This is a genomic window from Clostridium facile (assembly GCF_014297275.1).
GTDB classification, from domain to species: domain Bacteria; phylum Bacillota; class Clostridia; order Oscillospirales; family Ruminococcaceae; genus Massilioclostridium; species Massilioclostridium facile.
This window is the reverse complement of the sequence record NZ_JACOQK010000001.1, coordinates 1647612-1660173: the sequence shown is the minus strand read 5'-3', so window position 1 is coordinate 1660173 and position 12562 is coordinate 1647612. Positions and strand designations below refer to the sequence as shown.

The window sequence follows — 12562 nt, the reverse complement described above, 5'->3', positions numbered from 1 at the left end:
GAACATACCATGAAAGATTTTCAACAAATAATTGGATATCAGTTTAAAAAAGAACATTTATTACGGGAGGCTCTAACCCATTCCTCCTATACCAATGAAGGAAGAAAGAGACATAAGAACAACGAACGCCTAGAGTTTTTAGGGGATTCTGTTTTATCCGTTATTGTGGCTAACTATTTATTCCTTCAATTTCCAGATCTTCCAGAAGGAGAACTGACTAAAACCAGGGCTGCTTTGGTTTGCAGCCGAAGTTTGGCAAAATTTGCCCAATCTATCCATTTGGGGGATTATTTGCTCATGGGCTGTGGAGAAGAGAACTCCGGTGGCCGGGAACGGATCTCCAATTTGGAGGATGCTTTTGAAGCCCTGGTTGGAGCGATTTATTTGGATAGTGGCTTGGAGCAGGCAAGGGTATTTGTCTTAAAATTTATACCAGAAAATTTAGACCCTTCTAAAATCAGGGTAACCAGTGATTTTAAAACGACCCTGCAGGAAATTATCCAAAAAAATCCAGAAGAAAAGCTAACTTATGTGTTGGTAAGCGAGAGTGGTCCTGACCATGATAAATCCTTTGAAGTTGAAGTCCATCTCAATTCCAATATTATTGGAACAGGGATTGGAAAAAGCAAAAAGCAGGCGGAGCAAGCTGCCGCACAAAAGGCGCTGGAATTGATGGGCTATGAAACATGCTAATATTTCGATTTTCGTCCCCCACCTGGGATGTCCTTACCAGTGTAGCTTTTGTGACCAACATGTGATTTCTGCTACCCATGTAGAGCCAGATGGGACAACTGTGCAAAAGGTTTGTGAACAAGCATGTAGGGAAATACCAAAATCACAGTGGGCAAAGACTGAGATCGCGTTTTTTGGGGGAAGCTTTACGGCCATTCCGCAGCCGAAAATGCTGGCATTATTGCAGGCAGCACAGCCCTTTCTTGGAAAAGATGGTTTTTCTGGAATCCGGATTTCCACCCGTCCAGACTGTGTGCCGGATGATATGTTGCAACTGTTACAGCAATACAGTGTAACGGCAATTGAGTTAGGCGCACAAAGTATGGATGACAACGTGCTGGCACTCAATGGGCGTGGTCATACCGCCCAGCAGGTGCGGGATGCCAGCAGTCGGATTCGTTTTTATGGATTTTCTTTGGGTCTTCAGATGATGGTAGGATTATATGGAGAATCGGAAGAAAGTGCATATAAAACAGCGGAGCAACTCATTGCGTGTAGGCCTGACACAGTTCGGATTTATCCAACAGTGGTATTGCCCAACACCCGTTTGGCGGAATTGTTGCAGCAGGGGGAATACCATCCTTTCTCTCTGGAAAAGGCGGTGGATATCTGTGCTGATTTGTTGGGAATGTTTGAGGACAACCATATCCGTGTTATTCGTCTGGGACTACATGCCCAGGATGAAATGCAACAAAAAATGGTTGGTGGGATATATCATCCTGCTTTCCGAGAATTATGTGAAAGCAAACGGATGCTCAAAAAGGTATTGCGCCAATTGGAAACAATGCAATCGAAACAGATTACCATTGAGGTAAACCCTAGATGGGTATCCCAGCTGATTGGACAGAAAAAAAGCAATATACATATTTTAGAGCAGATGGGATATCAAGTTACCGTAGTACAAAATAAACAAATTGAAGGAAATGAGATTATAGTAAAGGATGTGTCGGGTTGCTGTTAAAATCTTTGGAAATGCAAGGCTTTAAGTCGTTTCCAGATAAGACAAAACTGGACTTCCATCAGGGCGTGACTGCGGTTGTAGGCCCAAACGGAAGTGGAAAAAGCAATATCAGTGACGCGGTGCGTTGGGTATTGGGAGAAACCTCCTCGAAAAGTTTGCGTGGCAGCAAAATGGAGGATGTTATTTTTGGCGGTACGCAGGACCGCAAGCCACAGGGATTTGCACAGGTCTCGTTGGCGTTTGATAATACTACCCATCTATTGGATTGGGAAGGGGACGAAGTAGTTGTTACCAGAAAGTATTACCGTTCTGGTGAGAGTGAGTATTTCATTAATGGAAAACCTGTTTTACTAAAAAATATTGTAGAACTTTTTATGGATACTGGACTTGGCAGAGATGGATATTCCATCATTGGACAAGGGCGTATTGATGAAATTGTTTCTGCCCGTTCCGGTGACCGCCGTGAAATTTTTGAGGAAGCAGCTGGAATTACAAAATACCGTTACCGCAAACAGGAATCCGAACGGAAATTGCAAAAGGCAGAAGAAAACTTGGTGCGTTTGAGGGATATTTTAGGGGAATTGGAATCCCGTATTGGACCGTTAAAAGAGCAGTCTGAAAAAGCAAAACAGTTTTTGGAGTTGGCAGACCAGAAAAAAACACTGGAAATCTCTTTATGGGTGCATACATTGGAATCCTCCAAACAAAACCTGCGCCAACAGGAAGATGAGCTATTATTGGCACGCCAAAATTATGATACTGTTGTACGGGAATTGAACACAATCGAAGAACAAACCCAAAAGGTATATGAGCAAATCCAGCAGTTGCAAATGCAAACAGAACAATTACGTTTGCAAAAAGAACAGAATGAACAAACAAGTTCCCAGCGCATTGCCAAAATAGCGGTATTGCACAACGATATTGAACATAACCAGGAGACGATACAACGTTTCCAAGAGGAAATTCGGGCGTTTTCCGCAACATCGGAACAGTTGGAACAACAAAAACTGCAAAAAGCAGAAGAAATCCAAACCTTGCAAACCGCAATGGAAGAACTACAAATAAAGCTGGAGCAATTAGAACAACAGTTATTGCAGTTGTCTCAACAGGGTTCTGATTTTTCTGATTATTATGAGCAATTAAACCAGCGTTTAAACCATTTAGTATTGGAACGCTCTAAAAATAAATTGGGGATTGTTACAAAACAGGACCAGCTTCAACAGCAGTATCATCAACAGGAATTATTACAACAGAGCTATTCCCGTGGACAGTCTGAAGCCAATGCCAATCAGGAAGAACTGATGGAAGTAAAACAGCTGTTGGAACAGTTGGAAGAAAACCGAGGTAGTTTGTCCAATTCCAAACAAGGATACCAGTTAAAACTGGAAAGCCGTAAGAAAAAACAGCAGGAATTAAACGATTATCTCGACAGGCTGAATACAGAGATATCTAGCTATCAACAGCGGATTAAAATCCTTTCTGATTTGGAAAATAGCCTAGAAGGATTTGCCTACAGTGTAAAAACAATTATGAAGGAAAGCCAACATGGGCAGCTCCCTGGAATTCATGGGACAATTGCCCAGTTGATTGAGCTTCCTTCTAAATATGCCATTGCGATCGAAACCGCTTTGGGCGGTTCGTTGCAACATGTTGTTGTGGAAAATGAAAACGCGGCAAAACGGGCAATCCGTTTTTTAAAGGAAAAAAAAGCGGGGCGTGCAACCTTTTTACCATTGACATCAATAAGAGGCAACAAGTTACAGCAGAATTTACAGAATGAAGAGGGATATTTGGGGCTTGCTTCGGATTTGGTCCATTATGACCCTGCTTATGAACAGATTATCTTAAATGCGTTAGGACGCACTGTTGTGGTAGAGGATTTGGATGACGCCACAGTAATTGCGAAGAAATACCAATATAAATTCCGGATTGTCACATTAGATGGACAATTGGTAAACGCAGGCGGTTCGTTTACAGGCGGTTCCCAAAACAAAAACGCAGGCTTGCTCAATCGAAAAAATGAAATTTCAGAGCTGCAACAAGGGGTAGAACGCTTGGTTGAAAAACAGGAAAGTTATCAAGGAACCAAACAGCAGTTAGATTCCCAGGTGTCCCAACTGGAAGCACAGCTACAGGGCATTGACAGTGAAATGACCGTCTTGAATGAGGATATGATCCGTTATACTGGGGAGCAAAAACGTCTTTCTCAATTGGAGGAACAACAACAACAGCGTTTGCGGGACATACAATCACAAACTGATCGGTGCGCTTTGGAAATCGAACGTTTCCAGCAGGAAATCAAGCAGGCGGAGCAGGTTGTGGAACAGTCGGAAACCGAGATGAAAGCGGTGGAACAGGAGCTTTCTGGCTTGAAGGAATCCCGTGATGACCTGGTCGGACAACGAAAAGAACTGGATGACCAGATGAACCAATTGCGGATTCAACGTGCGGAACGTGGAAAAGAGCTGGAAAACGCCCAGATGTTTTTGCAGGAGTTGGAAAACCGTTCCCGTTCTGCTCAGGACCGTTTAGGGGATTTAGAGCAAAACATCCAAACCCACCAACAGCAAATCAAACAGTTAGAGCAGCAAATTGTCCTGTTGGAAGAAGAATCCAACAATTTTACAGAACAGCAGGCTATTTTAACCTCTAAAATCGAACAGTCTATTCTGGATAAAAATCAATTGGAACAACAGACAACCGAGTTGCGTCGGAAAGAGCAAGAACAAACCTCTTCCCGTGAAAAAATCGGACAAAATCTAGCACGCTTAGAGGAACGGAAAACTTCTATGCAAAAAGAGTATGATTCGATTATTTCTAGGATGTGGGAGGAATATCAGGTTGCCCCAACAGAAGCACAAGAAATCGCGGTGTCATTTGATGACCCATTCCAATTCCAAAAAGAACTGAATTTGGTAAAATCGAAAATTAAAGGGTTGGGTTCAGTCAATGTTGGCGCGATTGAAGAATATCAGGAAGTATCAGAACGGTATGAATTTATGAACAGCCAAGTTCAGGATGTGGAACATTCCAAACAGGAACTGGAACGTTTAATCCGGGATTTGACTAGCGATATGACCATGATGTTCCGGGCTACCTTTGACCAAATCAACCATCATTTTCGTGAAATTTTTGTAGAATTATTTGGTGGCGGTACAGCTAGTTTAAACCTAGATGATGAGGAAAATATTCTGGAATGTGGGATCGAGATTCAGGTACAACCTCCAGGGAAGATTATTAAAAATCTATCTGCTCTATCCGGTGGTGAAAAGGCGTTGGTAGCGATTGCTATTTACTTTGCCATCCTGAAAGTAAATCCATCTCCATTCTGTATTTTGGATGAGATTGAAGCGGCACTGGATGATGTTAACGTTGCAAAATTTGCGTCCTATTTAAAAACAATAGATGATAAAACCCAATTTATTGTTATTACCCACCGTCGTGGTACTATGGAACAGGCTGATGTTTTATATGGCGTTACCATGCAGGAGCAGGGGGTTTCTAAATTGCTGGAGTTAAAAGTGACAGAGATTGAACAAAAAATGCAGTTGCAGAATGCTTAGGAGGGAGATTTCCGTGGGCTTTTTTGATAAGATTAAAAACGGATTAAAAAAGACAAAAGAGAACATGGTAAAACAGATGGAACATGTTTTCCATTCTTTTACCAAGATTGATGAAGAACTATTTGAAGAACTGGAAGAAATTTTGATCATGTCCGATGTTGGGGTAAATACCTCTATGCGGATTTGTGAACAACTCCGCAAAACCGTAAAAGAACGTGGAATAAAAGACCCTGCACAAGTAAGGGAGCTGTTAAAAGAAATTATGATTGATATGCTTTCCGGTGGGGAAGAATTGAATATTTCCACACAGCCATCCATGATATTAGTCATTGGTGTAAACGGGGTAGGCAAAACAACAACGATTGGTAAATTGGCAGCCCATTTAAAATCACAGGGGAAAAAGGTAATTTTAGGTGCAGCAGATACTTTCCGTGCAGCAGCTATCGACCAGTTAGAAATCTGGGCGGAACGCAGTGGGGTACAAATGGTGCGCCATGATGAAGGATCTGACCCAGCAGCTGTGGTATTTGATACTATTGCAGCAGCGAAAAGCAGAAATATGGATGTTGCCATTTGTGATACTGCTGGGAGGTTGCATAACAAGAAAAATTTGATGAACGAGCTGAACAAAATCTCCCGTGTCATTGAACGGGAGGCAGAAGGCTGCGATAAAGAAGTATTGCTAGTAGTAGACGCTACTACAGGGCAAAACGGTGTCAACCAGGCAAGGGAATTTAAAGAAGCAGCTGGTATCACTGGAATTATTTTAACCAAATTGGATGGTACTGCTAAAGGTGGTGTTGTGATTGCCATCAAGGAAGACCTTGGCTTACCAATTAAATACATTGGCGTTGGGGAACAGATTGATGATTTACAGCCATTTAATCCAACCGATTTTGTCAATGCACTGTTTGAAGAATAGGAGGGTTAGCTGTGAAAGTTATCATTGCAACAGGAAATCCAGGAAAGTTACGGGAATTTTCTCGCATTTTAAATCCATTAGGGTTTGAAGTCTGTTCCCAATCCGAAGCGGGTTTTACCGGTTCGGTAGAAGAAACAGGCACAACCTTTGCAGAAAATGCTTTTTTAAAAGCGGATGCTATCTATCAACAATTTCACTGCCCTACCATTGCGGATGATAGCGGATTGGAAGTAATGGCTTTAGATAACCGTCCAGGCGTCTATTCTGCCAGATATTCGGGGGAACATGCTACCGATGAACAGAACAATGATAAATTGTTGGAAGAATTACAGGGAAAATCCAACCGTGAAGCCCAGTATGTCTGCTGTATCTGTTATCTTGACCAACAGGGACAAGCCCATTATTTTACTGGAACCTGTAAGGGAGAAATTGGATTTGAGCGGAAAGGGACAGAAGGCTTTGGTTATGACCCTCTGTTTATGATTGGCGACCGAAGCTTTGGACAATATACGGCGGAGGAAAAAGACGCTATTAGCCACCGTGGTAAAGCGTTGCGGGCAATGGCGGAATATATCCAACAAAATGAAAAGGAGAACCATCATGCTGACAAGTAAACAACGAGCAAAATTGCGGGGAATGGCAAACCAGCTGCCAACCTTATTTCAAATTGGAAAAAACGGTATTACTCCAGAGGTAGTGGCACAAGTAGAAGAAGCGCTGTTGCCAAAAGAGTTGATTAAGCTGAGTGTATTGGAAACTGCCCCTGTCTTTGCCAGGGAAGCGGCACAGCAACTGGCTGAGGCGTTAAATGCGGATGTTGTTCAGGTCATTGGAATGCGATTTGTGCTATACCGTCCAAATCCAGAGGAGCCGGTGATTGAATTATAATGGCTAAGATTGGAATTTTTGGCGGCACATTTAATCCTGTCCATTTAGGGCACCAGCAGATGGTCCAACAAATCAAGGAGAAAAAAGGACTGGACCAAATTTTGGTTATTCCCACGAATCGTCCCCCACATAAAACAGCAGAGGATTTGGTGGATAACCATCATAGGCTTGCCATGTGTCAACTGGTCTTTCCTGAAACAGAAGGCTATACTGTTTCGGATGTGGAGTTTCAACTGGGTGGGCAGAGCTATACCATCCGCACCTTGGAATATTTAAAACGGCAATATCCAAACGACCAGTTGTTTTTAATTGTGGGAAGCGATATGATTCTTACCTTTGACCAGTGGAAGGATTACCAAAAAATATTACAGCAAGTGATTGTTTTCGCTGGAGCTAGAGGAGAAAACGAATACCAAGCCATGCAGCAAAAAGCTAAGGAGTTAATGCGGGTGGCTGGTACTGTAGAAATTATATCCACAGATATATTGCCAATGTCTTCTACAGAAATTCGTAGAAAAATAAAATCAGGAGAATCTTGTGAAAAGTTATTGGACGTAAAAGTTCAGGAGTATATTCAGCATCACCATTTATATCAAACAATATCCTTTCCCGAATTACAGGATATTGTGCAACATGAACTGACGCCGGAGCGTTACCATCATACATTATGTGTTGTAAAAAAAGCAGTAGAGTTGGCGGAAATCCATCATGGCGATAAACAAAAAGCAAAACTGGCTGCATTATTGCATGATGTGATGAAAAATAAGGAACCAAATTATTTATTGCAATATTTTTTAACAAATGGTATAATACTAACTGATATTGAAAGAAATAGTCCTCCATTATGGCATTCCATTGCTGGTGCGGCATATATCCAAACCGAGCTACAAATCCATGACCAGGATGTGATCAATGCGGTGCGTTATCATACTACTGCCCGGAAAGGCATGTCTTTACTGGAAAAAATCATTTATATTGCGGATTGTACCAGTGAAGAACGTAATTATGATGGAGTGGAGGTTCAACGGAAGTTAGCAGAAAAAAATTTGGATTACGCTATACTATACAGTTTAAAATATAATTTGGGGATGCTCATACAAAAGCAGAAGCCACTTCATCCTGACAGTGTACAAGCTTATCATGATTTGATCAAGAAGATACCGGAGGTTTTATAATGGCAAAAGATATTTACAGCAATTCAAGACGTGTAAGAAAACAAGCGGCTTCCCCTACAAAAGGAAAAAAACAATATAAAAAGAAAAGGCGGAAAAGCCCTTTAATCGCAATTTGTATCGTCCTAATTGTGATTTCCGCTTTATCGATTGCGGGGATGGCATTTTGGAATTCCAGCTTGTTTGCCAATAATACGGATACTAATGGAGCAGGATTGGATGATTCCATCAAAAACGTGGAAGAGGATGTTATCAACTTTTTAGTGGTGGGGATTGACCAGGATGATGGACGGGAAACTAACCAATTGACGGATACTATTTTGGTGGTTAGTTTCCATGTAAAAGATAAAAATGTGACGGTATTGCAAATTCCAAGGGATACCTATATTGGAGAAGAATATACTAGTACAGGTAAAATCAATGCCCTATATGCCTCTTCTCATGTTGAGGAATATAAAGGGATTGAGGGGTTAGCACAGTTTATTTATGATAAGCTGAATATCCCAATTGACCATTATGCTACTATTACGATGAAAGGTTTCCGCCAGGTAATTGACCAAATTGGCGGCGTTGAAGTAGATGTTCCAAATCCAATTAATTTGGATGGGGTAGAATTAGACCCTGGTAAACAAGTGCTAAATGGAGACCAGGCAGAAAAATTTGTACGTCAACGACATGGGGAAGGCTATAGTAACGGTGATATTGACCGTTTGGAAATGCAACGTCTGTTTATGGCCTCTTTGGTAAATAAATTGCTTAGTACCAGCAAAACACAGTTAGTTACCATGCTTCCTGGTTTGGCAAAAGAAATGACAACTGATATGACAGTAGGAGATATGGCTTCAATTGGGTCAGAAGTATTGAAATTAAATTCTTCTAATATCACATTTACTATGGTACCAGGGGAAAGCGCTACGGTAAAAACCAGCTCTTATGGCAATCAGTCGGTATATAGTATCCATGCTCAACTGTTGGTAGACTTAATTAACCAGAATTTCCGTTATGGCTTGGCTCCAATTACGGTGGATGATTTGGGACTTGAGGAAATTGCGAATACGGTTAGCTATTTGGATAATGTTGGAGGAAGTGCAAATGAGTTGACCGGAGGAACGGATGATACATCTTCCGGAACTACAGAAGGGGGTAGTGACGAATGACTACTTTAGAATTAGTAAAAAAGGTTGTAAAAACCTTAGATGATAAAAAAGCAGAGGATATTCAGGTAATCCGTGTAGGGGATCTTACAATTTTAGGGGAATACTTTATCATTGCGGATGGTACGAACAGCACCCATGTAAAATCTTTGGTAGACGAAGTAGAATACCAAACCAAACAGGTGGGAAAAACACCAACTCGAATTGAACGGGATACTTCTGCCAACTGGATTATTTTGGATTACACCGATGTAGTAGTACATGTGTTCTACAAAGAAGCACGGGAATTTTATGACTTAGAACGTCTCTGGAAAGATGGCGAACAGATTTCTGTATCAGAATTATTAGAAGAAACAAAAGATTGATTAAGAAACATTTGGTTTTTACCAAAATAAATATGGGAGTTGAAAAAATTGACGTACGATTTTGCGAAAATCGAAAAAAAGTGGCAGGATATTTGGGATAAAGAAAATACCTTTGCCGCAAAAAATGACTATTCTTTGAAAAAATATTATGCTCTGGTAGAGTTCCCTTATCCATCTGGACAAGGTCTACATGTAGGGCATCCACGTTCTTACACCGCTTTGGATATTGTTGCGAGAAAACGCCGTTTGGAAGGTTACAATGTGCTGTATCCAATGGGCTGGGATGCTTTTGGTTTGCCAACCGAAAACTTTGCGATTAAAAACCACATCCATCCGGAAATTGTAACAGAAAAAAACGTAGCCCGTTTTAAATCCCAGTTAAAATCTTTGGGATTGTCCTTTGACTGGAACCGGGAAATTAATACAACAGATCCAGGCTATTACCATTGGACCCAGTGGATTTTCCTCCAGCTGTTTAAAAAAGGTTTGGCTTATAAAAAAGAAATGGCTGTTAACTGGTGTACTTCCTGTAAATGCGTGTTGGCGAATGAAGAAGTAGTCAATGGTGTTTGTGAACGCTGTGGCAGTGAAGTGGTACATAAGAAAAAATCTCAGTGGATGTTGAAAATTACCGCTTATGCGGACCGTTTGATTGACGATTTAGACGATGTGGATTATATTAACCCAGTTAAAATTCAGCAACGCAATTGGATTGGGCGTTCCCACGGTGCGGAAGTGACCTTTACCACTACTCAAGGGGATGACCTGGTGATTTATACCACTCGTCCAGATACCCTGTTTGGTGCTACCTATATGGTTATTGCTCCAGAACATCCTATTATTGAAAAATATAAAGATGTCCTCACTAATTATGACGAAGTAAAATCTTATCAGGATGCTGCTGCTAAAAAATCTGATTTTGAACGTGCAGAAGTCAATAAAGATAAAACTGGCGTACAACTACAGGGTGTACGTGCTATCAATCCAGTAAACAATAAAGAAATTCCTATTTTCGTGTCCGATTATGTATTGATGAGCTATGGTACTGGTGCAATCATGGCAGTACCTGCCCATGATACCCGTGACTATGAGTTCGCAAAAACCTTTGATCTGCCAATTATTGAAGTAGTCGCTGGTGGTGATATTACCAAAGAAGCCTTTACCGATTGTGCAACTGGCACAATGGTAAACTCCGGTATGTTGGACGGCTTAAGTGTAGAAGAAGCTAAAGTGAAAATTGTGGACTGGTTAAAAGAAAACGGAAAAGGCGAACCAAAAGTAAACTTTAAGCTGCGTGACTGGGTATTTGCCCGTCAGCGTTATTGGGGGGAACCAATTCCAATTGTTCACTGTGAACATTGTGGTGCTGTTCCAATCCCAGAAGACCAATTGCCTTTGAAATTGCCTGAAGTAGAATCTTATGAACCTACTCAAGATGGAGAATCCCCACTGGCAAACCTTCCGGAATTTGTGAATACAACCTGTCCAGTTTGTGGAAGACCTGCAAAACGTGAAACCGATACCATGCCACAGTGGGCTGGTTCTTCCTGGTATTTCCTCCGTTATTGTGATCCACACAATGTCAATGCCTTGGCAGCAAAAGAAGCGTTGGATTACTGGTTGCCGGTTGACTGGTATAATGGTGGTATGGAGCACACTACCTTGCACTTGCTTTATTCTCGTTTCTGGCATAAATTCCTGTATGATATCGGCGTGGTAAGCTGCAAGGAACCATACCAAAAACGTACTAGTCATGGTATGATTTTAGGTGAAAACGGCGAGAAAATGAGTAAATCCCGCGGCAATGTGGTAAATCCAGATGATATTGTGAAAGAATATGGTGCAGACACCATGCGTCTGTATGAAATGTTCATCGGTGATTTTGAAAAGGCAGCTCCATGGAGTTCTGCCAGCATCAAAGGATGTAAACGTTTTCTGGACCGTGTTTGGAACCTACAAAACAGCGTGATTGACCAGGATGGTTATCGCAAAGAAGTAGAAAGTGAAATGCACAAAACCATCAAAAAAGTATCTGAAGATATTGAAAACTTAAAATTCAATACTGCTTTGGCTGCTATGATGTCCTTGTTAAATGTAATTACTGCTACAGATGGCATTACCAAAGGGGAATTAAAAGCATTTTTGATTATGCTGAATCCATTTGCACCTCATATTACAGAGGAAATCTATCAGCAAGTAGGATTTGAAGGAATGTTGAACCAGCAGAGCTGGGTGACTTATGATGAAGCAAAATGTAAAGATTCCCAGGTAGAAATTGCTGTACAGGTAAATGGTAAAATCCGTGATAAGATTGTCATTGATGCGGAATCTTCCAAAGAGGACGCCTTAAACGCTGCAAAATCTTCCGAAAAGGTAGCAGCATCAATGGACGGCAAACAGATTGTAAAAGAAATTTATGTTTCAGGTAAACTAGTAAACATCGTAGTAAAATAATCTGGATAAATTTTGTATCTTTTTTTGTATAAAATGTCAATTGTCAGATTTGAACTTGACTTATTGATGGTAATAAGATATAATATACCTATGCTTTTTATTGGCATGTCTTTCTTGATAAAATAACACCTCTGTCTGTGTGGCAAAGGGAGGGAAATAAATTGGCAGAAATTCGTGTAAAAGAAAACGAGTCTTTGGACAGTGCGTTAAGAAGATTTAAAAGATCTTGTGCAAAATCCGGAATTATCTCCGAAGTTCGCAAAAGAGAACACTACGAAAAACCTTCTGTAAAACGTAAAAAGAAATCCGAAGCAGCACGTAAACGCAAATACAGATAATATTTGCACACAG

At 41.0% G+C, this 12562-nt stretch carries 11 protein-coding genes; all 11 read left to right on the top strand.

The window, feature by feature from the left end; all coding sequences use genetic code 11:
* Positions 1-9 precede the first annotated feature (9 nt).
* Positions 10-693, top strand: coding sequence for a ribonuclease III (gene rnc, locus H8Z77_RS06900; RefSeq protein ID WP_186997121.1), 684 nt, complete (start codon positions 10-12; stop codon positions 691-693).
* Positions 680-1693, top strand: a complete 1014-nt coding sequence (locus tag H8Z77_RS06895) for an elongator complex protein 3 (RefSeq protein WP_186996578.1) — start codon at positions 680-682, stop codon at positions 1691-1693. Before rnc ends, H8Z77_RS06895 begins: the two co-directional genes overlap by 14 nt.
* Positions 1684-5256, top strand: a complete 3573-nt coding sequence (gene smc / locus H8Z77_RS06890; RefSeq protein WP_186996577.1) for a chromosome segregation protein SMC — start codon at positions 1684-1686, stop codon at positions 5254-5256. The genes H8Z77_RS06895 and smc overlap by 10 nt, the downstream gene beginning before the upstream one ends.
* Positions 5257-5269: 13 nt before the next feature.
* Positions 5270-6178, top strand: coding sequence for a signal recognition particle-docking protein FtsY (gene ftsY / locus H8Z77_RS06885; protein ID WP_186996576.1), 909 nt, complete (start codon positions 5270-5272; stop codon positions 6176-6178).
* A gap of 11 nt (positions 6179-6189) precedes the next feature.
* Entirely contained in the window at positions 6190-6792 is a 603-nt protein-coding gene (rdgB, locus tag H8Z77_RS06880) for an RdgB/HAM1 family non-canonical purine NTP pyrophosphatase (RefSeq protein WP_186996575.1), read from the top strand.
* Positions 6779-7066 carry a YhbY family RNA-binding protein gene (locus H8Z77_RS06875; protein ID WP_069987212.1) on the top strand — a complete coding sequence of 96 codons (288 nt, stop codon included), beginning with the start codon at positions 6779-6781 and terminating at the stop codon, positions 7064-7066. Before rdgB ends, H8Z77_RS06875 begins: the two co-directional genes overlap by 14 nt.
* Positions 7066-8241 (top strand): nicotinate (nicotinamide) nucleotide adenylyltransferase, encoded by a 1176-nt coding sequence (gene nadD / locus H8Z77_RS06870; RefSeq protein ID WP_069987211.1) that lies wholly within the window; start codon positions 7066-7068, stop codon positions 8239-8241. The genes H8Z77_RS06875 and nadD overlap by 1 nt, the downstream gene beginning before the upstream one ends.
* On the top strand, positions 8241-9395 hold the full coding sequence (locus H8Z77_RS06865; RefSeq protein ID WP_069987210.1) for an LCP family protein: 1155 nt from the start codon (positions 8241-8243) through the stop codon (positions 9393-9395). The genes nadD and H8Z77_RS06865 overlap by 1 nt, the downstream gene beginning before the upstream one ends.
* A complete protein-coding gene (gene rsfS / locus H8Z77_RS06860; RefSeq protein ID WP_186996574.1) occupies positions 9392-9757 on the top strand; it encodes a ribosome silencing factor in 366 nt (121 codons plus the stop codon). The genes H8Z77_RS06865 and rsfS overlap by 4 nt, the downstream gene beginning before the upstream one ends.
* A gap of 48 nt (positions 9758-9805) precedes the next feature.
* Entirely contained in the window at positions 9806-12211 is a 2406-nt protein-coding gene (gene leuS, locus H8Z77_RS06855) for a leucine--tRNA ligase (RefSeq protein ID WP_069987208.1), read from the top strand.
* A 161-nt stretch (positions 12212-12372) separates the two neighbouring features.
* Complete coding sequence (gene rpsU / locus H8Z77_RS06850) at positions 12373-12549, top strand: 30S ribosomal protein S21 (protein WP_069987207.1); 177 nt, start codon at positions 12373-12375, stop codon at positions 12547-12549.
* Positions 12550-12562: the final 13 nt, after the last annotated feature.

Excerpts from the sequence above, each read along its gene's own strand:
- rnc (WP_186997121.1), top strand. The coding sequence starts at position 10 with ATGAAAGATTTTCAACAAATAATTGGATATCAGTTTAAAAAAGAACAT.
- H8Z77_RS06895 (WP_186996578.1), top strand. The coding sequence starts at position 680 with ATGAAACATGCTAATATTTCGATTTTCGTCCCCCACCTGGGATGTCCT.
- H8Z77_RS06875 (WP_069987212.1), top strand. The coding sequence starts at position 6,779 with ATGCTGACAAGTAAACAACGAGCAAAATTGCGGGGAATGGCAAACCAG.
- nadD (WP_069987211.1), top strand. The coding sequence starts at position 7,066 with ATGGCTAAGATTGGAATTTTTGGCGGCACATTTAATCCTGTCCATTTA.
- H8Z77_RS06865 (WP_069987210.1), top strand. The coding sequence starts at position 8,241 with ATGGCAAAAGATATTTACAGCAATTCAAGACGTGTAAGAAAACAAGCG.
- rsfS (WP_186996574.1), top strand. The coding sequence starts at position 9,392 with ATGACTACTTTAGAATTAGTAAAAAAGGTTGTAAAAACCTTAGATGAT.